15 protein-coding genes are annotated in these 22,984 nt (G+C 70.9%); 14 read left to right on the forward strand and 1 reads right to left on the reverse strand.

From position 1 onward, the window contains the following. Positions 1-34: 34 nt before the first annotated feature. Positions 35-2,611 carry a DEAD/DEAH box helicase gene (locus OHA88_RS25870; RefSeq protein WP_328627251.1) on the reverse strand — a complete coding sequence of 859 codons (2,577 nt, stop codon included), beginning with the start codon at positions 2,609-2,611 and terminating at the stop codon, positions 35-37. A gap of 78 nt (positions 2,612-2,689) precedes the next feature. On the opposite strand from OHA88_RS25870, the gene OHA88_RS25875 reads away from it, so the two are divergent. The 14 genes from OHA88_RS25875 (at position 2,690) to OHA88_RS25940 (ending at position 22,906) form a co-directional block, all read left to right on the forward strand. After that, entirely contained in the window at positions 2,690-3,043 is a 354-nt protein-coding gene (locus OHA88_RS25875) for an STAS domain-containing protein (RefSeq protein ID WP_003967428.1), read from the forward strand. A 259-nt stretch (positions 3,044-3,302) separates the two neighbouring features. Continuing rightward, entirely contained in the window at positions 3,303-3,776 is a 474-nt protein-coding gene (locus tag OHA88_RS25880; protein WP_328627252.1) for an ATP-binding protein, read from the forward strand. A gap of 284 nt (positions 3,777-4,060) precedes the next feature. Beyond that, the gene (locus OHA88_RS25885) at positions 4,061-6,505 is read left to right on the forward strand and encodes a sodium-translocating pyrophosphatase (RefSeq protein WP_328627253.1); all 2,445 of its coding nucleotides are present in this window, start codon (positions 4,061-4,063) and stop codon (positions 6,503-6,505) included. A gap of 321 nt (positions 6,506-6,826) precedes the next feature. Continuing rightward, the gene (locus OHA88_RS25890) at positions 6,827-7,432 is read left to right on the forward strand and encodes a small secreted protein (RefSeq protein ID WP_326604515.1); all 606 of its coding nucleotides are present in this window, start codon (positions 6,827-6,829) and stop codon (positions 7,430-7,432) included. An 82-nt stretch (positions 7,433-7,514) separates the two neighbouring features. Then, positions 7,515-9,023 (forward strand): class I SAM-dependent methyltransferase, encoded by a 1,509-nt coding sequence (locus OHA88_RS25895; protein ID WP_326629265.1) that lies wholly within the window; start codon positions 7,515-7,517, stop codon positions 9,021-9,023. A gap of 60 nt (positions 9,024-9,083) precedes the next feature. Further along, complete coding sequence (locus OHA88_RS25900; protein ID WP_328627254.1) at positions 9,084-10,091, forward strand: ArsR/SmtB family transcription factor; 1,008 nt, start codon at positions 9,084-9,086, stop codon at positions 10,089-10,091. Positions 10,092-10,171: 80 nt separating this feature from the next. Next, positions 10,172-11,257: an ABC transporter ATP-binding protein gene (locus tag OHA88_RS25905; RefSeq protein WP_328627255.1), complete on the forward strand. Its 1,086-nt coding sequence runs from the start codon at positions 10,172-10,174 to the stop codon at positions 11,255-11,257. Further along, complete coding sequence (locus OHA88_RS25910) at positions 11,254-12,045, forward strand: ABC transporter permease (protein ID WP_328627256.1); 792 nt, start codon at positions 11,254-11,256, stop codon at positions 12,043-12,045. The genes OHA88_RS25905 and OHA88_RS25910 overlap by 4 nt, the downstream gene beginning before the upstream one ends. 19 nt (positions 12,046-12,064) lie before the next feature. Beyond that, positions 12,065-12,880: an ABC transporter permease gene (locus OHA88_RS25915; RefSeq protein ID WP_328627257.1), complete on the forward strand. Its 816-nt coding sequence runs from the start codon at positions 12,065-12,067 to the stop codon at positions 12,878-12,880. 220 nt (positions 12,881-13,100) lie between these two features. After that, positions 13,101-13,298 (forward strand): hypothetical protein, encoded by a 198-nt coding sequence (locus OHA88_RS25920; protein WP_267004460.1) that lies wholly within the window; start codon positions 13,101-13,103, stop codon positions 13,296-13,298. 347 nt (positions 13,299-13,645) lie between these two features. Next, complete coding sequence (topA, locus tag OHA88_RS25925; RefSeq protein WP_328627258.1) at positions 13,646-16,507, forward strand: type I DNA topoisomerase; 2,862 nt, start codon at positions 13,646-13,648, stop codon at positions 16,505-16,507. A 243-nt stretch (positions 16,508-16,750) separates the two neighbouring features. Further along, complete coding sequence (gene tmk / locus OHA88_RS25930) at positions 16,751-19,900, forward strand: dTMP kinase (RefSeq protein ID WP_328627259.1); 3,150 nt, start codon at positions 16,751-16,753, stop codon at positions 19,898-19,900. Between the two features lie 161 nt (positions 19,901-20,061). Continuing rightward, a complete protein-coding gene (locus tag OHA88_RS25935) occupies positions 20,062-21,267 on the forward strand; it encodes a DNA polymerase III subunit delta' (protein WP_328627260.1) in 1,206 nt (401 codons plus the stop codon). A 109-nt stretch (positions 21,268-21,376) separates the two neighbouring features. Then, the gene (locus OHA88_RS25940; protein ID WP_328627261.1) at positions 21,377-22,906 is read left to right on the forward strand and encodes an alpha/beta hydrolase; all 1,530 of its coding nucleotides are present in this window, start codon (positions 21,377-21,379) and stop codon (positions 22,904-22,906) included. Positions 22,907-22,984: the final 78 nt, after the last annotated feature.

Here is a 22,984-nt window from a genome sequence, read left to right on the forward strand (position 1 = left end):
GCCCGGGTGCGGTTCGGGCCGTACACGCCCACGGTCAGGTCCCGGGCGGGCCCCCCGGAGGCCGTTCCGGGTCCGGCCGGCTCTCCGCGGACCGCTCCGGGGCCGGGCTCTCCGGCTCCCGCAGCTCCTCCGGCTTCCCCGGCTTCCCCGGCTCTTCCGGGTCCGCCGGGGCGGACCTGAGGAGTTCGCCGAGGAGGCGGACGGCGCCTCGCTTGTGCAGCGGATCGTTGCCGTTGCCGCACTTGGGGGACTGGATGCAGGACGGGCAGCCCGCCTCGCACTCGCAGGACGCGATGGCCTGGCGGGTGGCGGTGAGCCAGCCACGGGCGGTGTGGAAGGCCCGCTCGGCGAATCCGGCACCGCCGGGATGGCCGTCGTACACGAAGACGGTCGGCAGCAGCGTGTCCGGATGGAGCGGCACGGAGACACCGCCGATGTCCCAGCGGTCGCAGGTGGCGAAGAGGGGCAGCATTCCGATCGACGCGTGCTCGGCCGCATGCAGCGCGCCGCCCAGGATCTCCGGGTTGATGCGGGCGGCGTCCAGTTGGTCCTGGGTGACCGTCCACCACACGGCGCGGGTGCGCAGCGTGCGGGGCGGCAGGTCCAGCTTGGTCTCGCCGAGGACCTCGCCGGTGATCAGTTTGCGACGCAGGAAGGAGACGACCTGGTTGGTGACTTCGACGGAGCCGTAACAGAGCCGCCCGTCACCCCACGGGATCTCGGTGTCGGTCTCCAGGACGGTGATGGAGGTGGTGTCTCGGGCGGTTGTCGAGTACGGCGGGTCGGCCTGTTCGACCAGGGCGACCGAGTCCTCCAGATCCAGTTTCCGGACCAGATAGGAGCGGCCCTGGTGGAGGTGGACGGCTCCGTCGTGGACGGCGGTGTGTGCGGCCGACTCGTCGACGGTGCCCAGCAGCCGGCCGGTTCCCTCCTCGACGATCTGGACCGGGCGGCCGCCCTCGCCACGGATGTCGGTGAGATCGGCGGCCCGCTCACGGCGGGTCCAGTGCCAGCCCGACGCCCGCTTGCGGAGCAGTTTCGCGGCCTCCAGCTGCGGCAGCAGCTCGGCCACGGCGGGCCCGAACAGCTCCAGGTCGGTCTCGGTGAGCGGAAGCTCCGCGGCTGCCGCGCACAGATGGGGGGCGAGGACGTACGGGTTGTCCGGGTCGAGGACGGTCGACTCCACAGGCTGCTGGAACAGCGCCTCGGGGTGGTGGACGAGGAAGGTGTCCAGCGGGTCGTCGCGGGCCACCAGGATGGCCAGGGCGCCCTGCCCGGCGCGTCCGGCCCGGCCGGCCTGCTGCCACAGCGACGCCCTGGTGCCGGGATAGCCGGCGATGACGACGGCATCCAGGCCCGAGACATCGATGCCGAGCTCGAGGGCGGTGGTGGCGGCCAGGCCCAGCAGCCGGCCGGAGTGCAGGGCGCGCTCCAGGGCGCGGCGTTCCTCGGGGAGGTATCCCCCGCGGTAGGCGGCGACCCGGGCGGGCAGTGAGCGGTCCACCTCGGCGAGTCGCTCCTTGGCGATGACGGAGATGAGCTCGGCGCCGCGCCGGGAGCGTACGAAGGCGACGGAGCGGATGCCCTGGACCGTCAGATCGGTGAGGAGGTCGGCGGTCTCGGCGGTGGCCGTGCGGCGTACGGGGGCGCCCTTCTCGCCGTGCAGCTCGGTCAGCGGCGGCTCCCACAGGGCGAAGACCATTTCGCCGCGGGGTGAGGCGTCGTCGGCGACCTCCCTGACAGGGAGACCGGTGAGACGGCCCGCAGCCACCGAGGGCTGCGCCGCGGTGGCCGACGCGAGCAGGAAGACCGGATCAGCCCCGTAACGGGCGCAGAGACGACGGAGCCGGCGCACCACCTGGGCGACATGCGAGCCGAAGACGCCGCGGTAGGTGTGGCACTCATCGATGACGACGAAGCGCAGGGCGCGCAGGAAGGAGGACCAGCGGGGGTGGGACGGCAGAATCCCGCGGTGCAGCATGTCGGGGTTGGTCAGGACGTAGTTGGCGTACTGGCGTACCCACTCGCGTTCCTCGACCGGTGTGTCGCCGTCGTAGACCGCCGGCCTGATCCCGTTGGAGAGCGGCGCCGCGAGTTCCTTCACCGAACGCCGCTGATCGGCGGCCAGGGCCTTGGTGGGTGCGAGATACAGAGCGGTCGCGCCGCGGCCGTTGGGGGCTTCCGAGCCGTCGAGCAGGGCGCTGAGGACCGGGGCGAGGTAGGCGAGCGACTTGCCGGAGGCCGTTCCGGTGGCGATCACAACGGATTCGCCGTCCAGGGCGTGCTCCGCAGCGGCCGCCTGATGCGCCCACGGGTGGTCGATGCCGGCTTTCTGGATGGCGGCGATCACTTCTGGCCGGATGCGATCCGGCCAGATGGCATGGGTTCCCGTGCGCGGGGGCAAGTGCTCCGTATGAGTGATGCGCGCGGACCGGCCCGCCCCTGCGGTGAGCCGGTGGAGGATCATGGCGGGAGAGGGGCGGGAGTCCCCGCTCACGGGTGGTCGACTGGGGCGGTGATTCTTGGCCATCAGCACCGAGTGTGTCACCGCTGTGACGGACAATGGTCCCAAGGCGTCGTGCATGGCTGCTGGTAAGTGATTGAATGCCATCGCGGCTGGCGATCCGTCCCCTGGCTCCGTCGGGGAGACCGAGGGGCGACCGCTCGATAGCAAGGTGCTGGAGGATCCGTGGACCTGTCCTTGTCGACTCGCAATGTGTCCGGCCCTGGTGGCGACCGTACGGTCGTCGAGGTCGGTGGCGAGATTGATGTGTATACCGCGCCCAAGCTGCGCGAGCAGTTGGTCGAGTTGGTGAATGACGGCAGCTACCACCTGGTTGTCGACATGGAAGGTGTCGACTTTCTCGACTCCACCGGCCTCGGCGTGCTTGTGGGCGGCCTGAAGCGTGTCCGGGCCCATGAGGGCTCGCTGCGCCTGGTCTGCAACCAGGAGCGCATTCTCAAGATCTTCCGGATCACTGGTCTGACCAAGGTGTTCCCGATTCACACCACGGTCGACGAGGCTGTCGCGGCCACCGACTGAGGTCGGTCCGCGGCTGGATCGGCCGTAGGCCGGTCCGGCAGGCAGCCCGTTCGGCGGACAGGCGGTCCATTGGGCCGCCGGTCCGCCGGGCCGGGCCGTCGGCTGCCGGTGGCCGGTGGCCGGACCGGGGTTTCGGCGGCAAGCTGTCGGCTGTTGGTCGGCCGGTGGCTCCGCCGGCGTCCGGAGGAAGAGAGCCAGGGGTACCGGGCGGCACGCCCGGGCCCTTGAGATGCACGCCCGTACGTCTGAGGGGGATCGCATGGCCACCGTTGAACTCCGCTTCAGCGCCCAGCCCGAACACGTCAGAACGGCCCGCCTCGTGGCGGCCGCAGTGGCGCGCCGGGCCGGGGTCGACGAGGCAGCGCTCGACGAGGTCAGACTCGCCGTCGGTGAGGCCTGCAGCCGCGCTGTCGGGCTGCACCGCAGTCATGGCATCACCGCTCCGATCAAGGTCGTCCTGACCGAGGAGGAGAAGTCCTTCTCCATCGAGGTCGGCGACGAGGTGCCCGGCCCGGGCGGCGAAGCCGGGTCCGCAACAGCGTCCGGGACACGCGGCGCCACGCCCGGCGGGGGGCTCGATGAGCCGGAATCCGAGGTTGACGCGGACGGCGAGGACGAGATGGGTCTCGCGGTCATCAGCGGCCTCGTCGATGATGTGGAAGTCAGATCGGCAGCTGACGGCGGAGTGATCCGGATGAGCTGGCCGAAGACCCCCGCACCGCTGACTCCCTGAGGCGGCGCAGGCGCGACGGCCGGTCGACCCGTCCCGGCCCACCCGCTGCACAACGCTTGATCCATTCTTCGAGGCCCTGCTGAGCAGGGCCTTTTTCATTTGTGCTTGATAAACGATCAACGGACAATGTGTCTGCCCCATTACTGCATTCGGTTCAATCCGAGAATGCGATCTTTCGCTGATCCGGGGTAGAAGGTCAATTACATTTCCCGCGCACTGTTTTGATCAGGTTCCGCTCCCTACAATCCGTCCACGTCTTGAGCGCTGAGCGTCGAGGAGGACGTATGGCGGGGTTCTTCAACACATCGCTGGCAGAACTGCCCGAAGTTTCCGCACTTTCCGACCGGCCCACCTCACTCGCGGCCGCGGTACTGACCGATGACAACCGCGTCATCGTGATCGTCGTTGCTGCCGTGGCCGTCGCCGCACTGATCGTTGCCAGGCTGCTGGTACGCCAGGTGCTGGCGGCCGGTGAGGGCACCGACCGTATGAAGGAGATCGCGGCAGCCGTCCAGGAGGGCGCGAACGCCTATCTGGCCCGGCAGCTGCGGACCGTCGGCGTCTTTGCCGTCGTGGTCTTCTTCCTGCTCCTGCTGCTGCCGGCCGACAACTGGTCGCAGCGTGCAGGCCGTTCAGTGTTCTTCCTGGTGGGTGCGCTTTTCTCGGCGGCCACCGGATACATCGGCATGCGTCTTGCCGTACGCAGCAATGTGCGCGTGGCTGCGGCGGCCCGTGAGGCGACGCCGGCTGAAGGTGAACCGGAAAAGGATCTCACCGCCGTGTCGCACCGGGCGATGAAGATTGCTTTCCGTACGGGCGGCGTGGTCGGCATGATCACGGTGGGGCTCGGGCTGCTCGGTGCCTCCTGCGTGGTCCTCGTCTATGCCGCCGACGCGCCCAAGGTGCTGGAGGGCTTCGGTCTCGGTGCCGCACTGATCGCCATGTTCATGAGGGTCGGCGGTGGCATCTTCACCAAGGCCGCCGACGTGGGTGCCGACCTCGTCGGCAAGGTCGAGCAGGGCATCCCGGAGGACGACCCGCGCAACGCCGCCACCATCGCCGACAACGTCGGCGACAACGTCGGTGACTGCGCGGGCATGGCGGCCGACCTCTTCGAGTCGTACGCCGTGACCCTCGTCGCCGCGCTGATCCTCGGCAAGGCCGCCTTCGGCGACGCCGGACTGGCCTTCCCGCTGATCGTGCCGGCGATCGGCGTGATCACCGCCATGATCGGGATCTTCGCGGTCGCCCCGCGGCGCGCCGACCGCAGCGGGATGACCGCCATCAACCGCGGCTTCTTCATCTCCGCGGTGATCTCGCTCGTCCTGGTGGCGGTGGGCGTCTTCGTCTACCTGCCGTCCTCGTACGCCGACCTGAACGGCGTCACCGACCGCGCCATCACCTCGCACGGCGGCGACCCGCGGATCTTCGCCCTGGTCGCCGTTGCCATCGGCATCGTGCTGGCCGCGCTGATCCAGCAGCTCACCGGCTACTTCACCGAGACCAACCGGCGCCCCGTCCGGGACATCGGCAAGTCCTCGCTGACCGGCCCGGCGACCGTTGTGCTCGCCGGTATCTCCATCGGTCTGGAGTCCGCCGTCTACACCGCGCTGCTGATCGGCCTCGGTGTCTACGGGGCGTTCCTGCTCGGCGGTACGTCGATCATGCTGGCGCTCTTCGCGGTGGCCCTCGCCGGGACCGGGCTGCTCACCACCGTCGGGGTGATCGTGGCCATGGACACCTTCGGTCCGGTCTCCGACAACGCCCAGGGCATCGCCGAGATGTCCGGTGATGTCACCGGCGCCGGTGCCCAGGTCCTCACCGACCTGGACGCCGTCGGCAACACCACCAAGGCGATCACCAAGGGCATCGCCATCGCCACCGCCGTTCTCGCGGCGTCGGCGCTGTTCGGCTCGTACCGCGACGCCATCGCCACGGCGGTCGACGACGTCGGGGCCAGTGCCGGAGAGATGGGGCTGAGCCTCGACATCTCGCAGCCCAACAACCTGGTGGGGCTGATCCTCGGTGCCGCGGTCGTCTTCCTCTTCTCCGGTCTGGCCATCAACGCGGTGTCCCGGTCCGCGGGGGCCGTGGTCTACGAGGTGCGGCGGCAGTTCCGCGAGCACCCCGGGATCATGAACTACACCGAGAAGCCCGAGTACGGACGCGTCGTCGACATCTGCACCAAGGACGCGCTGCGCGAGCTCGCCACGCCCGGACTGCTCGCGGTGCTCGCACCGATCGCGGTCGGCTTCACCCTCGGCGTCGGGGCCCTCGGTTCGTATCTCGCGGGCGCGATCGGCACCGGGACGCTGATGGCGGTCTTCCTCGCCAACTCCGGAGGCGCCTGGGACAACGCCAAGAAGCTCGTGGAGGACGGTCATCACGGCGGCAAGGGCAGCGATGCCCACGCCGCGACGGTGATCGGCGACACGGTCGGCGACCCGTTCAAGGACACGGCGGGACCGGCGATCAACCCGCTGCTCAAGGTGATGAACCTCGTGGCGCTGCTCATCGCCCCCGCGGTGGTGCAGTTCAGCTACGGGGCGGACGCGAGCGCGGGTGTGCGGACGGTGGTGGCGGTGCTCGCCATCGCGGTCATCGTCGGCGCGGTGTATGTCTCCAAGCGGCGTGGGATCGCCGTGGGCGAGGAAGGTGCTTCCGGCGACGACGACGACGAGGACGGCGGCAGGACCGCCGAGACGACCGATCCGGCGGCCGTTTCGTGAGGCGGGTGCCGGGAACGGCACGGCAGCCCGCAGGCAGCGGCTGATCGGTAGCCGGCCGGCCCGTCAGCGGCAGCCGGCCGAAGGATGAAGGGGCGGGCGGCACATCTGATGTGCCGCCCGCCCCTTCATCTGTCCCGCCCCTTCATCCGTCGCGGCGTTCGCCCGTTCGACTTGTTCACCCGTTCGCGTGCGAGTGGTATCTCCCTCATTTCCCTTGGTGCAAATGGCTGCAAAAGGTCACCCACTGGACGCTCGACACCCGGATGGAGGTCTTCCGGCGTGTAAGTTCCGGGGCCGAGAGCCTTGGAAGGGACCGATCCGGTGAACAAGAAGCTTGCAGCCGCACTGTCCGGCGGTGCGGTACTCGTACTCGCGCTGTCGGGCTGCAGCGACGACAGCAGCAGCGACAACAAGGTCAACGACTGGGCCAAGAAGGTCTGTGACCAGGTCAAGCCCCAGCTGCAGAAGATCGCGAACGCCAACGCCGCCATCCAGCAGCAGACCGCCGACAACAGCAAGCCCGCCGACGTCCAGGAGACCGACTCGGCCGCCTTCCAGCAGATCTCGCAGGCGTACAAGGCGCTGGGCGCAGCGGTGGAGTCGGCGGGCGCGCCGCCGGTCGACGGCGGCGAGGCCACGCAGAAGGAGGCCGTGAAGGAGCTCAACGCCTCCTCGGTGGCGTACGCGAACCTTCAGAAGAAGGTCGACGAGCTCAACACGAAGGACCAGGCGAAGTTCGCCGACGGTCTGAAGGGCATCGCCGACGAGCTGAACAAGATCAGCACCAACGGTGACGAGGCGCTGAGGAAGCTCCAGTCCGGCGAGGTCGGCACCGCGATGGCCAAGCAGCCCGGCTGCCAGAAGCCGAAGGCTTCGGTCGCGCCCACCGCTCCTGCGCCATCCGCCTCGCCCAGCAAGAAGTCGTAACCGGCGGCCGTACGACCGGCCCGGCGGCCCAGGTGGCTGCCGGGCCGGTGCCGTTGTCAGCGGGAGCGGCCACAATGGGCGGGTGAGTACGACCAGCCTCCCCGCGCCCGACCGTTCGCCCCGGCTCCGCGAAGCCCTGCTTGCCGCCGCCTTCACCGCCGACGGGCTCCTCGACCTGCTCGGTGCGCCCGCCTACGCCGCGCTCGCCCGCAGCGAGACGGTTCCGGCGCTGCGTGCCACCCGTGGCGGCTCGCCGCTCGACACGCTGGTGCGGCTCTTCCTGCTCCAGCGTCCCGTCCCGTACGAGCGGGCCCGCGCCGCACTCCCGCTGGCCGAGTGCGTCGAGGACGGCTGGGTGATCCGCGAGGACGACGAGGTGCGGGCCACCGTCGATGTGCGGCCGTACAGCGGACCGGAGGGTCAGGACTGGTTCATCGTCTCCGATCTGGGCTGCGCGGTCGGCGGTGCCGGTGGCATCGGTTCGCACGAGGAGGGGGTCGTCCTCGGTGTCGGTGGGGCGTCCAGCACACTCGCCGGGATCACCGTCCGTACGCCGGTCGCCTCCGCGCTCGACGTCGGTGCGGGCTCCGGCATCCAGGCGCTGTACGCCTCGCAGCACGCCACCCGGGTCACGGCCACGGACCTCAACCCCCGAGCCCTCGTCTTCACCCGGTTGACCCTCGCCCTGTCCGGTGCCACCCCGGCCGATCTGCGCGAGGGTTCCCTCTTCGAGCCGGTCGGCACCGAGACGTACGACCTGATTGTCTCCAACCCGCCGTTCGTCATCTCGCCCGGCGCCCGCCTCACGTACCGCGACGGCGGCATGGGCGGCGACGACCTGTGCCGGACGCTGGTGCAGCAGGCCGGCGACCGGCTGAACGACGGGGGGTACGCGCACTTCCTCGCCAACTGGCAGCACGTCGACGGCGAGGAGTGGCAGGACCGGCTGCGTTCCTGGGTGCCGCGCGGCTGCGACGCCTGGATCGTCCAGCGGGAGATGCAGGACATCACGCAGTACGCGGAGCTGTGGCTGCGCGACAGCGGCGACCACCGCACGGACCCCGCGCAGTACGCCGCGCGGTACGACGCCTGGCTGGACGAGTTCGAGGCCCGCAAGACCAAGGGGGTCGGCTTCGGCTGGATCACGCTGCGGAAGTCGGAAGCGACCGCGGAGAACCCGTCGATCGTGATCGAGGAGTGGCCGCATCCGGTGGAACAGCCGCTCGGCGAGGCGGTGGAGGCCCACTTCGCGCGCCAGGACTACCTGCGGACCCACGACGACGCGGCTCTCCTCGCCGATCACTTCACGCTGGCACCGGAGGTGATGCAGGAGCAGGTCGGGCTGCCCGGCGCGGAGGACCCCGAGCACGTGGTGCTGCGTCAGAACCGCGGCATGCGGCGCGCGACGAAGGTCGACGCGGTCGGCGCGGGCTTCGCGGGCGTCTGTGACGGGACACTGCCCGCGGGCCGGATCCTGGACGCGATCGCCCAGTTGATGAACGAGGACCCGGTGCTGCTGCGCGATCGCACCCCGCAGGCGATCCGGCTGCTGGTGGGGGAGGGGTTCCTGGAACCGGCGGGGCAGGCCTGATCGGGTGCACGTCGACGGGCGGGGGGATTCGATGAGGCCGGAGGGGACGGTGGGGGCGCGGTGATCCGGATCGAGCTGGACGAGGCGACGCTCGGCGCGACCCGGATCGCCATCAGCCCGCTGTGGGACGCCTTCTGCAGCCTGCATCTGGCCCGGCCGCACCGCACGCCCTCCTGGCCGTACGAGGAGTGGGCCGTACGGGCCCGCGAGGTGCTGCGCGAGGACGACCGGACCGCGGCACTGCAGTTGCTGGTCGACGGCCCGGCGAACTTCCCGGACTTCCTGCTTCCGCTTCCGGTCGGGGCCTCGTCCGTCGAGACGGAGCTGGACACCGTCCGGGCGACGCCGCCCGAGGTTGTACGGGCCGGGGTCGAGGAGCACTATCCGGGGCTGGAGGACCATCCCCGCGTCCGCCCCTACCTGGACGACCCCGAGGCGGCCTGCGCCGCACTCGCCGATGCGTACGCCGCGTACTGGGAAGGCGCACTGGAGCAGCACTGGCCGACCATGCGTCGCCTGGTCGAGGACGAAGTCCTCATCCGCGCCCGGACCTTCGCGACCGAAGGGGTCGACGCGCTCTTCGCCGGGCTGGAGGCACGGGCCAAGTGGACACCGCCCGTCCTTGAACTGACGAAGCACATCGACGCCGAGTACCGGGCGGGCGAGCGGCGGCTCCTGCTCGTACCGCTCGTCTTCGCCGAGGGCTGCCGGCTCTACTCCACCGACGATCCCGAGGTCCTCGCCGTCTCCTTCCAGGCCCGGGGTGCGGGCGCGCTGCGCGAGCGGGCCACGGCCGGGCCGGAGCCCACCGACCGGCTCGGTGTGCTGCTCGGACGGGGCCGGGCATCGGTCCTGCGCCAGCTCGGCGGGCCGCTCACCACGGCAGGGATAGCCGACCGGCTCGGCCTCGCACCGAGCACGGTCTCGGAACATCTGTCCGTCCTCGCCGACGCGGACGTCGTCACCCGCCACCGGATCGGACGCAGCGTCTACTACCAGCTCACCGACACCGGCAGGGCGCTGCTCGCGCTGCTGTCGGGCGAGGACGTGCTGCACGCCGTGTCCTGACCGGACCGGGACGTGAACGACGATTCGGCAGCCCCCGAATTGATGGCGGGTGCCGTACGGGCGGGCCTAGCGTCCCCGCCATGCTTGCGATCGAGGCGAAGAATCTCCGCCGCACCTACACCAGCCGCACCGGCTTTCTGCGCCCCCGCCGCACCACGACCGAGGCCGTGCGCGGCGTCAGTTTCGAGGTGGCGCGCGGCGAGCTGTTCGGACTGCTCGGCCCCAACGGCGCGGGCAAGACCACGACCATCAAGATGCTCAACACCCTGCTGCTGCCCACCTCCGGCACGGCTCGTGTCCTCGGCCATGACGTGGCGTCCGACCCCGTGGCCGTACGCCGCAGGATCGGCTACGTCTTCGGCGGCGACCGGGGCCTGTACGACCGGCTCTCCGCTCTCGACAACCTGCGCTACTTCGCCGAGCTGTACGGGGTCGAGCCGCGCGAGCAGAAGCGCCGGATCGCCGAACTCCTAGACCTGGTCGGCCTGGCCGGCCGGGAGAGGGAACGTGTCGAGGGCTACTCGCGCGGGATGAGGCAGCGTCTGCACATCGCCCGCGGTCTGCTGCACAAGCCCGATGTCCTCTTCCTCGACGAGCCGTCCATCGGTGTCGACCCGGTGGCCGCGCGCGATCTGCGTCGTACGGTCGCCGATCTGCGGACCGGTGGCACCACCGTCCTGCTCACCACCCATTACATGGCCGAGGCCGACGAGTTGTGCGACCGGATCGCGGTGATCGCGGGCGGCACGATCCGGGCGCTCGGCACCCCGGACCGGCTCAAGTCCCGGGTGCAGGAGCGCGACATCCTGGAGATCGAGGCGTACGGGGCGGCCGACGAGCACCTGGACCGCATCAGGGAACTGCCGGGAGTGCGCGGGGTGGCGGCCGAGGACCGGGGCAGCCGGCAGGCCGTCATGGTGCAGACGGAACGAGGGGCGGAGCTGCACGCGCAGGTCCTGGCGGCGCTCGACGGGATCCGGATCGGACGGGTCGTCACCCGGGAACCCACCCTGGAGGACGCGTACATCGCGATCGTCGAAGAGGCTGAGCAGGCCGGGGAGACGGAGAGCGGTACCGGCGGTGGCGCGGACACCGGTACGGACGGCAGCGGGGGCGACGGCTCCTGCGCCGCGACGGCCGGCCGGTCCGAGGAGGCCGTCGTATGACCGTGTCGCGGGCTCTTCGCCTGACCGTCGTCGGAGTGCGGACCCATGTCTCGTACATGAGCCGCTCACCGCTCGAAATCACCTTCGCCGTCCTTGTACCCCTGGTGTACGCGACCCTCGCCGTCTACCTCTTCCGCGCCGCCGACGACCCCGACATGCTGCTCACCGCAGCCGTCGGCGCGGGACTGATGGGCATCTGGTCCTCGGTGCTCTTCGGGTCGGGCGGAGCCGTGCAGAACCAGCGCTGGCTCGGCACCCTGGAGACGCTGGTCAGCTCGCCCACTCCGCTCTCCCTCGTCCTTCTGCCCATCACCCTGGCCACGGCCGTCATCGGTACGTACGCCATGGGCGCGACCGTGGTCTGGGGCGCCGTGCTCTTCGACGTGCCCCTCGACTTCGCGCACCCGCTGCTCTTTCTGGTGGCCGTACCGGTGTGCGTGCTGTCGCTCGGGATGATGGGGCTGCTGCTCGCCGCCACGTTCGTTCTGCTGCGCAACGCCAACGCGCTCGCCAACCCGCTGGACGCGCCCGTGTGGCTGCTGTCCGGGCTGCTCGTGCCCGTCACCGTGCTCCCGGACTGGACGCGTCCGGTCTCCTGGGCGCTGCCGACCACTTGGGGTGCGCGGGCCGTGCACGCGGCGACATCGGGTGGCGCGGCCGTCGGTGAGGTATTGACCCCGATGGCCGTCGCCCTCGCCCTCGGCGCGGTCTACGCGCTGGCTGCTGTCCTCGTCCTGGGGCGGGTCGAACGCCGTGCGCGGGCCGCTGCCACCCTCTCCCTCGCCTGAAGCCCAGGAGTTTCGACGCATGCTCTACCGGATTCCCCACCTCGCTCGACGCATCGTCCGCGCGCTGCGACTCGTCGTCGTCGGTGGTGCCCTCTCGTACCGGGCACTGTTCAACTGGACGACGCCGCCCATGTTCATCGGCACGTTGCTGGTCGGCCCGCTGCTGCAACTGCTGTTCTTCGTCTTCCTCGGGCGACAGCTGGGTGTCGCCGACGACCGCTTCTACCTGCTGGGCAACGCCGTTGTCGCCGCCTCCACGGCTTGCGTCTACGGCGGCACCATGGCCATCGCCAACGAGCGCCGCTACGGCACCCTCGGAGCGGTGTTGCTGAGCCCTCGGCACCGGGCTCCGCTCTGGTTCGGGCGGGCTCTGCCCTATGTACTGAACGGCCTCCTCATCAGCGTCTTCACGCTCACTGCTGCCTGCCTCCTGCTGGGACTGCGGGTTCCGGTTGGCTCGCTGCCCGGTCTCGGAGCGGTGCTACTCGCCGCCGCGGCCGGCTGTTCCGCCTTCGGGCTCGCCCTGGGGGCGCTCGGCCTGCGTTTCCGCGATGTGTTCCTGGTGTCCAACGTGGCGAGTTCCGTACTCCTTCTGCTCACCGGGGCCAATGTGCCGCGCGAGACCCTCCCGGGATGGATGCGGGCCTTCGGGGACGTACTCCCGCTGACCCATGCCGCCGAGGCCGCCCGGCAGTTGTCCGCGGGCGGCGGGCTCGACCGGGGGCGGCTCGGTGCCGAGCTGGCGACGGGGGCCGGGTATGCGGTGCTCGCCGTCGTCCTGCTGGCGCTCTTCGAACGCGGCAGCAGACGACGCGCGACGCTCGACGTGATGTGAATCCGGCCATCACGCACGACCGTCACGCATGGCCGTCGGGTGCGGCCCCGGCACCGGCCGGTGCCGCGGCGCGCCCTCGCTGACCACCGCCACGGGCCGCGGTGCTGGAGTTCACCCGGGGTTCGTGTCGACGATGCCCGTGCGTGGCAGCCTCCCCTGGCGAGGCGACTCGACGCGGGCACCGGCTCGGCGCCGGGCGCAGACAGAGAGGCGTACGGACATGGAGAGCGGACCTGCGATCTTCGCCGGGACGGCGTTTGCGCTGTTCGGGGCCGCGCTGCTGGTATGGACGGGGGCGCGCGTCGTCCATCGCGCGCCGGTTGCGCACGGGGTGAGCCCCGTCGTCTCCACCGCACTCGCCACTTTGTTCGGCGTACTTTTCCTCGCTCTCGGCGTGTGGTGCTTCACTCACATCTGATCCATTCCCCTGCCCGGCGCCACCGGGTTCCCACTGCCTCCTCGACCGTGCGGCCACCGGGTCCGGACCCGCGAACACGCCCGGCGGCACCGCCTCTCTCCCCCGGTGATCACAGCGCGGCCACCGGGCCCCGAAACCCGCAGGCAGCGACCGTGCGCGCCGCGTAACGGGCACTCCGGGCGGCAGGAATGGCGGAAGTCGGGTTACCGTTCGAGTGGCCGTTGCGGGCTTTTGCCGTTTGACACGGGGGCGGGTTGTACCGTCACACTCCGCAGCGACAGCACCGTCGGCAGCGCCATCGCGCTGCCCGGATGCCCACTGAGTGTCGACCGGAGAGAAGAGCGAAGTTGTCCCCGACCAGCGAGACCGCACAGGGCGGCCGCCGACTCGTCATCGTCGAGTCGCCTGCCAAGGCGAAGACGATCAAGGGCTACCTCGGCCCCGGATACGTCGTCGAGGCGAGCGTCGGGCACATCCGTGACCTGCCGAACGGCGCCGCAGAGGTGCCGGACGAGTACACCGGCGAGGTCCGTCGGCTCGGCGTCGACGTCGAGCATGACTTCCAGCCCATCTACGTCGTCAACGCGGACAAGAAGGCGCAGGTCAGGAAGCTCAAGCAGCTGCTGGCCGAGTCCGACGAACTCTTCCTTGCGACCGATGAGGACCGCGAGGGCGAAGCCATCGCGTGGCACCTGCAGGAAGTGCTCAAGCCGAAGGTTCCGGTCCACCGGATGGTCTTCCACGAGATCACCAAGGACGCGATCCGGGAGGCGGTGGCCAACCCGCGCGAGCTCAATCAGCGCATGGTCGACGCCCAGGAGACCCGCCGTATCCTCGACCGTCTCTACGGCTACGAGGTCTCGCCGGTCCTGTGGAAGAAGGTCATGCCGCGGCTGTCGGCCGGCCGCGTCCAGTCCGTCGCCACCCGCCTCGTCGTCGAGCGGGAGCGCGAGCGCATCGCCTTCCGCTCCGCCGAGTACTGGGACCTGACCGGCACGTTCGCCACCGGCCGAACCGGTGACGCCTCCGACCCGTCGACGCTGACGGCCCGGCTGAGCGCGGTCGACGGCCGCCGGATCGCCCAGGGCCGCGACTTCGGTCCGGACGGGCAGCTGAAGTCCGGCTCCGGCCAGGTGCTGCACCTGGACGAGACGAACGCCCGGGCCCTGGCCGCCGCGCTCGCCGACTCCACGTTCGCCGTACGGTCCGTCGAGTCGAAGCCGTACCGCCGCTCCCCGTACGCCCCGTTCCGTACGACGACCCTCCAGCAGGAGGCGAGCCGCAAGCTGGGCTTCGGGGCCAAGGCCACCATGCAGGTCGCGCAGAAGCTGTACGAGAACGGCTTCATCACCTACATGCGTACCGACTCCACGACCCTCTCCGACACCGCGATCTCCGCGGCGAGGGCGCAGGTCACGCAGTTGTACGGCGCCGACTACCTGCCGGACAAGCCGCGCACGTACGCGGGGAAGGTCAAGAACGCGCAGGAGGCGCACGAGGCGATCCGCCCCTCCGGCGACCGCTTCCGCACGCCCGCCGAGACCGGCCTGACCGGCGACCAGTTCCGGCTCTACGAGCTGATCTGGAAGCGGACCGTCGCCTCCCAGATGAAGGACGCGGTCGGCAACTCCGTCACCGTGAAGATCGGTGGCCGGGCCAGCGACGGCCGGGACGCCGAGTTCTCCGCGTCCGGCAAGACGATCACCTTCCACGGCTTCATGAAGGCGTACGTCGAAGGCGCCGACGACCCGAACGCCGAGCTCGACGACCGTGAGCGGCGGCTGCCGCAGGTCGCCGAGGGCGACGCGCTGTCCGCCGAGGAGATCTCGGTCGACGGCCACGCGACCAAGCCGCCGGCCCGTTACACCGAGGCCTCGCTGGTCAAGGAGCTGGAAGAGCGCGAGATCGGCCGCCCGTCGACGTACGCCTCGATCATCGGCACCATCCTCGACCGCGGCTATGTCTTCAAGAAGGGCACGGCGCTCGTCCCGTCGTTCCTCTCCTTCGCCGTGGTCAACCTGCTGGAGAAGCACTTCGGCCGGCTCGTCGACTACGACTTCACCGCGCGGATGGAGGACGACCTCGACCGCATCGCGCGGGGCGAGGCCCAGTCCGTGCCGTGGCTGAGGCGCTTCTACTTCGGTGAGGGCGACGACGCTGTCAGCGGCGCGGCCTCCGCTGCGGGCAACGGCGACGGCGACCACCTCGGCGGTCTGAAGGAGCTCGTCACCGACCTCGGCGCGATCGATGCCCGGGAGATCTCCTCCTTCCCCGTCGGCAACGACATCACGCTCCGAGTCGGGCGGTACGGCCCGTACATCGAGCGTGGTGAGAAGGACGCCGAGGGCCACCAGCGCGCGGATGTGCCGGAGGAACTGGCGCCCGACGAGCTGTCCGTCGAGTACGCGGAGGAGCTGCTGGCCAAGCCGAGCGGCGACTACGAGCTCGGCGCGGACCCGGTGACCGGGAACCAGATCATCGCGAAGGACGGCCGGTACGGTCCGTACGTCACCGAGGTGCTGCCCGAGGGCACGCCGAAGACCGGCAAGAACGCGGTGAAGCCGCGGACCGCGTCGCTCTTCAAGTCGATGTCGCTGGACACGGTGACGCTGGCCGACGCGCTCAGGCTGATGTCGCTGCCGCGGGTCGTCGGCGAGGACGCCGAAGGCGTCGAGATCACCGCACAGAACGGCCGCTACGGCCCGTACCTGAAGAAGGGCACGGACTCGCGTTCGCTCACCTCCGAGGACCAGCTCTTCGACATCACGCTCGAAGAGGCCCTCGCGATCTACGCCCAGCCGAAGCAGCGCGGACGGGCCGCCGCCAAGCCGCCGCTGAAGGAGCTGGGCACCGACCCGGTGAGCGGTGCTCCGGTCGTCGTCAAGGACGGGCGCTTCGGTGCGTACGTCACCGACGGCGAGACGAATGCGACGCTGCGCACCGACGACAGTGTCGAGGACATCACGCCGGAGCGCGGCTACGAGCTCCTCGCGGAGAAGCGCGCCAAGGGACCCGCCAAGAAGAAGACGGCGAAGAAGGCCCCGGCGAAGAAGACGACGGCCGCGAAGAAGACGACGGCCGCGAAGAAGACGACTGCGACGGCGGCCAAGAAGACCGCGGCGAAGAAGACGACGACCGCGAAGAAGGCGACGACGGCGAAGAAGGCCGTGGCCAAGAAGGCGACTGCGACGTCCCCCGCCGAGGACTGATGACAGTCGGCTGACGGCCGAGCACGTGTGAGCGCCAGGGCCCGGCACCTCTCCAGGTGCCGGGCCCTGCGTTTTCGGTCCGCCCGGCGTCCGAGGAGCGGGGGCGGCGCCCCGGTTTCGGGAAGGGGTGAGTGGGGGGACAAGCCCGCCTCAGGCGCCCGAACCCCGCACCACCCCGCGCCCGGCGCCCATATGTTCGGACGGGGCCACCGGTGACCGCGCCGCTCCGGATAGGCTGGGCGGATGACGCGAGCCGAGCAGCCAACGGTCGTGAGCCCCACCTCCGACACACTTGCCGCAGACTCACGCGAGCGCGCCGTACGAGCCCTGTTGCATGTTCCCCCGCTGAAGCGGTTGTGGAGCGCGCAGCTCGTCGGTGGAATCGGCGATGCACTCGCCCTTCTCGTGCTGGTGCTGCTGTCGCTGCAAGCGGCGGTCCTTGAGGGCTCATTCGGATCCGGATACCGCGGGGCGGCCTTTGCCGTCGCCGCTGTCTTCGGTGCCCGAATCCTTGCCACGCTCCTCTTCGGAGCCGTACTCCTGGGGCCGCTGACGACGCTCAGCGCGCCCGGCGGACCGCTGGACCGGCGGTGGCTGATGATCGGAGCGGACGGGCTGCGGCTCGCACTGCTCGTCGTCGCACCGCTGTGGATCGACTGGATGCCCGACAAGGCGCTCATGATGATCCTCATCACCGTCTTCGTCACCGGCGTCGGCGAACGGCTGTGGACCATCGCCAAGGAGAGCGCCGCGCCCGCGCTGCTGCCCGCCCCGCCCGCGGAGGGCGCCGCGGTACGCCCGCTGCCGGACCACCTCGACGCCCTGCGCCGGCTCTCCCTGCGTACGGACTTCGCCGCCGTTCCCGCCGCGGCCGCCGTCCTGCTGATTGCCACGCTCATCGGCAATCTGCTGGGTTCGGGGCTGGAGTGGTTCTCCTTCCATCAGGCGGCCCTCGGCTCGTACGTCGCGGCCGGGCTGTTCTCCGCCTCGATCTCCACCCTGTACTTCCTCGAACTGCCCGGTTCGCCGACGCCCCGCCCGCGCTCGCCCCTGGAGGGCCTGCGCCGGCCGTCCACGGCCGGCGGCCCGGACAGGGGCCGTACCGGCGCCGTCCCGCTGATCGTCGGCGCCTGCGCCGCGGTCGCCGGAGCGATCGCCGCCGCGGCCGCCGTCGCCGTACTGCACGCGGCCGACCTCGGTGGCGGCCCCGTCACCTTCGCCCTGCTGGTCCTCGCTCTGACCGGCGCCACCGGGACCGGCATACGGACCGCCGAGAGGGTGCTGCCCACCCTGTCGCGGCGCCGGCTGCTCGCCCTCGCCACCGCCGTCACCGGGGTCGCGCTCCTCGCGATGGGTCTGGTGCCGGACACGGCGACCGTGGTGTTCATCGCGGTCCTCGCCGGATACGCGGCGGGTGTCGCCGCGTACACCGGACACACGCTCGTGGACCAGGAGACCGAGGAGGTCCGCCGGGCCAGGACCACCGAGCACCTCCAGGCCGTCGTCCGGGTCCTGATCGCGCTCGGCGCGGTCGGGGGCCCGCTGCTGGCCGCTGCCATCGGCACGCACCGGCTGACCGCCGGTGACTTCGTCTTCGCGCACGGCGGCGCCGCCTTCGCCCTGATGCTCATCGGCGCCCTGCTGCTGCCGGTCGCCGCGATCGTCCTCGCCAGGACGGACGACCGGTCCGGGGTGCCGCTGCGCCGCGATCTGCGCGAGGCCCTGCGCGGCGGCGAACCGGCCGTGGCGCCCGCAGCGACGGGCTTCTTCCTGGTCCTGGAGGGCGGCGACGGGGCCGGCAAGTCCACCCAGGTCGAGGCGCTCGCCGAGTGGATCCGCGCCAAGGGCCACGAGGTCGTCGTCACCCGTGAGCCGGGGGCGACCCCGGTCGGCAAGCGGCTGCGTTCCATCCTGCTCGACGTGTCGTCGGCCGGTCTTTCGAACCGGGCCGAGGCCCTGCTGTACGCCGCCGACCGTGCCGAGCACGTCGACTCGCTGGTCCGTCCGGCGCTGGAGCGCGGCGCGATCGTCATCTCCGACCGTTACATCGACTCGTCCGTCGCCTACCAGGGCGCCGGCCGCGACCTGTCCCCGACCGAGATCGCCCGGATCTCGCGATGGGCGACGAGCGGCCTCGTACCGCATCTGACGGTGCTGCTCGACGTCGACCCGGAGACCGCGCGGGAACGGTTCACCGAGGCGCCCGACCGGCTGGAGTCCGAGCCGCCCGAGTTCCACGCCCGGGTACGGTCCGGCTTCCTGACCCTCGCGGCAGCCGACCCGACCCGCTATCTGGTGGTGGACGCAGGCCAGGAACCGGAATCGATCACCACCGTCGTACGCCACCGGCTCGACCAGCTCCTGCCGCTCTCCGAGGCCGAGATCAAGGCCCAGGCGGAGGCGCGCAAGGCGGCCGAGGACGAGGCCCGGCGCAAGGCCGAGGAAGAGGCCGCCCGCAAGGCGGAGGAGGAGCGACTGGAGCGCGAGCGCCAGGAACAGCTCGCCAAGCTCCGTGCCGAGGAGGAGGAGCGTCAGCGCCGCGAGCTGGAGGAGGCGCGGCAGCGCGAGGCCGAACGGCAGGCGGAGGAAGCCCGCCGGCAGGCCGAGGAGGCCCGCAGGATCGCCGAGGAGGAGCGGGTCAGGCGGGAGGCCGAGGAGCAGGCCCGCGAGGCCGAGCAGGCCCGGCTGCGCCGGCAGGCCGAGGAGGAGGCCAGGCTCCGCAAGGAGGCCGAGGCGCGGCGGCTGGAGAAGCAGCGCAAGGCCGAGGAGGCTCTGCTGCGGGCCGAGGCGGCCCGGCGGCAGGCGGAGGCCGAGGCAGCTTCGGCTTCGGCGGCGCAGGCTGCCCGAGCGGGGTCCGCGTCCTTCCCGGACAACGAGCTGACGGTGCCGACGCCGGTGGTCGGCCCGAACGAGGTGACCCAGGCGGTGCCGTCGCCGGTTGCCACACCGTCGCCCGAGGACGAGACGGCGATGCTCCCGAAGATCTCCGACGCGACAGACCGTTCCGAGGGGTCGGAGCGGTCGGGGCGTCCTTCGGCACGGAACGCTGCGGGCGCCGCTGACGAGACGACGGTGCTTCCGCCGGTCCGGGACGTACGGGAGGCTCGTGACGAGCACCCGGCGGACCGGGTCCCGCGCGGCATCTTCCGTGACGAGCGCCCGGCCGGCGCCGCAGCGGAGAGGGAGAACGAGCGCACCCGGGAACTGCCGCAGGTCAGCGATCCGCACGCCGCCGAGGAGCGGCGGCAGCGCGGTCGGCGTCCTCGTCCGGACTGGGCCGAGGAGACCCCGCTGGACGATCTGCCGACGCTGGCGGACGAGCTGCTCGGCGATCACGACAGTGACGACGAGGACCCCGGCACCTCCGGACGCGGCCGCCGCCCGCGCCGCTGAGCGGAGCCGGCTGACGGGCCCCGGCCGGATCTCCGGCCGGGGGTCCGGATCCCGGCCGCCGGTCCCAGGACCGAGGACGAACCGGATCGCCGGGATTGTCAGACCCTTCCCCCACAATGGGAAGCCGGAGCCGTACACGACCACCGGAAGGGCGGTGACCCATGTCCGTATGGGACGACCTGGTCGGCCAGGACCGAGTGCAGGAGCAGCTCGGGGCCGCCGCTCAGGACGCCGATGCGCTGGTCACCGCAGTCTCTGTGGGGGAGCGGGTGCCGCCGGGGTCGAGGATGACCCACGCCTGGCTGTTCACCGGACCGCCGGGCTCCGGGCGGTCCACCGCCGCCCGCGCCTTCGCCGCCGCCCTCCAGTGCACCAGCCCGGACCGCGCCCTGGGCGGCGCGCCGGGGTGCGGCTTCTGCGACGGCTGTCACACGAGCCTCGTCGGTACGCATGCCGACGTCGAGGTGGTTCGCACGGACCTGCTCTCCATCGGTGTGAAGGAGACCCGTGAACTGGTCCGCCGCGCCCAGCTCTCCCCGGCCGTGGGCCGCTGGCAGGTGATCATCCTGGAGGACGCCGACCGGCTCACGGAGGGCGCGGGGAATGTGCTGCTGAAGGCGGTCGAGGAGCCCGCGCCGCGCACGGTGTGGCTGCTCTGCGCCCCCTCTCTCGAAGATGTGCTGCCCACCATCCGGTCCCGCTGCCGTCATCTCACGCTGCGCACCCCGTCGGTCGATGCCGTCGCCGATGTGCTGATCCGGCGCGACGGCATCGATCCGGAGCGGGCCGCGTCCGCCGCGCGCGCCACGCAGGGGCACATCGGCCGGGCCCGCCGCCTCGCCACCGACGAGAAGGCCCGTGCGCGCCGCGCTGCCGTGCTCAAGCTTCCGCTCAGGGTCGAGGACATCGGCGGCTGCCTGAAGGCGGCTCAGGAGCTGATCGACACCGCTGCCGACGATGCGAGGCAGGTCTCCGAAGAGGTCGACGTCAAGGAGACGGAGGACATGAAGGCCGCGCTCGGCGCGGCCGCCGGAGGCCGGATGCCGCGCGGCACGGCGGGGGTGATGAAGGAGCTGGAGGACAAGCAGAAGCGCCGCAAGACCCGCACCCAGCGCGACAGCCTGGATCTGGCGCTCACCGATCTGACCGGCTTCTACCGCGACGTACTGGCACTCCAGCTGGGTTCGCAGATCGCGCTCTCCAATGTCGATGTCAGGGACGCACTCGACCGGATCGCCCGCTCCTCCACACCCGAGCGCACCCTGCGCCGGATAGAGGCAGTGATTGCCTGCCGCCGGGCGCTGGACCGCAATGTGGCGCCGCTGCTCGCGGTGGAGGCGATGACGATGGCACTACGCGCGGGCTGACACGGACTTCCGACACGAAGCTCCGGCACGGATCGCCGACACGGATCGCTGATTCATCCGATTGGGTAATGAATCGGGCGAGTCGTCGCATGGCGGCTACGCTCCGGGGATGGACACCAGGCGCCTGCTCCGTACCTTCGGCACCCTGCTCGGCAGTGCCGGCCTACTCATCTCCGGCTGCAGCAGCGGCAGTTCGACGACGAGTGCGTCGAGTCCCGCGCCTGCCGCGCCCACGGAGCTTCTGCCGTACTACACGCAGCATCTGACCTGGCGGGACTGCGGCGTCTCCGGATTCCAGTGCGCCACCATGAAGGCGCCGCTCGACTACGCGAAGCCGGGCGCCGGCGACATCAAGCTGGCCGTTTCCCGCAAGAAGGCCACCGGCCCGGGCAAGCGGATCGGCTCCCTCCTGGTGAACCCGGGAGGCCCCGGCGGCTCGGCCATCGGCTACCTCCAGAGCTACGCGGCCGCGGGCTACCCCGCACCGGTCCGTGCCCGCTACGACATGGTCGCCGTCGACCCGCGCGGCGTCGCCCGCAGTGAACCCGTCGAATGCCTCACCGGACCGCAGATGGACGCGTACACCCAGGTCGATCAGACCCCCGACGACGCCGCCGAGGTCACGCAGCTGAGCGACTCCTTCGAGAAGTTCGCGGACGGTTGCGAGCAGCGCTCCGGCAAGATCCTCCCGCACGTGTCCACCGTCGAGGCGGCCCGCGACATGGACATCCTGCGGTCCCTGCTCGGTGACGAGAAGCTGACGTACGTCGGGGCGTCGTACGGCACCTTCCTGGGTGCGACGTATGCCGAGCTCTTCCCTGCCCGGACCGGCCGCCTCGTCCTCGACGGTGCGATGGACCCGTCGCTCTCCTCGATCGAGATGAACCGCGACCAGACCGCGGGCTTCGAGACCGCATTCCAGTCCTTCGCCGCTGACTGCGTGAAGAAGTCGGACTGCCCGCTCGGCACCACCTCCACCGCCGATGCCGCCACCCACCTCAAGCAGCTCTTCGCCGACCTGGACGCCAAGCCAATCCCCACCGGCGAGACCCGCAAGCTCGGCGAGTCCCTCGCCACCATGGGCGTCGTCGCCGCCATGTACGACGAATCGACCTGGCCCCAGCTGCGTGAAGCCATCGCGGGCGCCCAGGCGGGCGACGGTTCCGGCCTGCTCGCCCTCGCCGACAGCTACTACGAGCGTCAGCCGAACGGCACGTACGCGAACCTGATGGCCGCCAACGCAGCCGTGAACTGCCTCGACTCGCCCCCCGCCTTCACCGGCCCGAGCGCCGTCGTGCAGGCCCTCCCCAGCTTCGAGAAGGCGTCCCCGGTCTTCGGCAAGCCTCTCGCCTGGGCCTCCATGAACTGCGCCGACTGGCCCGTCGGCGCCACCGGCACCCCGCACCGCATCAAGGCGAAGGGCGCTTCCCCGATCGTCGTGGTCGGCACCACCCGCGACCCGGCCACCCCGTACAAGTGGGCCCAGTCCCTGGCCGGCCAGCTCTCCTCCGGAAGGCTCCTCACCTACGAGGGTGACGGCCACACGGCCTACGGCCGCGGCAGCGACTGCATCGACACGGCGATCAACACATACCTCCTGAACGGCACCCCGCCTGCTGCCGACAAGAGGTGCTCCTGACTCCCCGATCCGCCGAACCTCCCCCCTGACCAGCGGATACGGCTCCGGGGGAGGGCGGTACGGAGCACTCTCCGAAAC

Source organism: Streptomyces sp. NBC_00353, from assembly GCF_036108815.1.
Taxonomy (GTDB): Bacteria; Actinomycetota; Actinomycetes; order Streptomycetales; family Streptomycetaceae; genus Streptomyces.

What these genes read in the sequence shown, in the direction of transcription:
- tmk (WP_328627259.1), top strand. Translation starts at nt 16,751, where the DNA reads ATGACGCGAGCCGAGCAGCCAACGGTCGTGAGCCCCACCTCCGACACA.
- OHA88_RS25915 (WP_328627257.1), top strand. Translation starts at nt 12,065, where the DNA reads ATGCTCTACCGGATTCCCCACCTCGCTCGACGCATCGTCCGCGCGCTG.
- OHA88_RS25880 (WP_328627252.1), top strand. Translation starts at nt 3,303, where the DNA reads ATGGCCACCGTTGAACTCCGCTTCAGCGCCCAGCCCGAACACGTCAGA.
- OHA88_RS25905 (WP_328627255.1), top strand. Translation starts at nt 10,172, where the DNA reads ATGCTTGCGATCGAGGCGAAGAATCTCCGCCGCACCTACACCAGCCGC.
- OHA88_RS25910 (WP_328627256.1), top strand. Translation starts at nt 11,254, where the DNA reads ATGACCGTGTCGCGGGCTCTTCGCCTGACCGTCGTCGGAGTGCGGACC.
- OHA88_RS25940 (WP_328627261.1), top strand. Translation starts at nt 21,377, where the DNA reads ATGGACACCAGGCGCCTGCTCCGTACCTTCGGCACCCTGCTCGGCAGT.
- OHA88_RS25870 (WP_328627251.1), bottom strand. Translation starts at nt 2,611, where the DNA reads ATGGCATTCAATCACTTACCAGCAGCCATGCACGACGCCTTGGGACCA.
- OHA88_RS25935 (WP_328627260.1), top strand. Translation starts at nt 20,062, where the DNA reads ATGTCCGTATGGGACGACCTGGTCGGCCAGGACCGAGTGCAGGAGCAG.
- OHA88_RS25920 (WP_267004460.1), top strand. Translation starts at nt 13,101, where the DNA reads ATGGAGAGCGGACCTGCGATCTTCGCCGGGACGGCGTTTGCGCTGTTC.
- OHA88_RS25885 (WP_328627253.1), top strand. Translation starts at nt 4,061, where the DNA reads ATGGCGGGGTTCTTCAACACATCGCTGGCAGAACTGCCCGAAGTTTCC.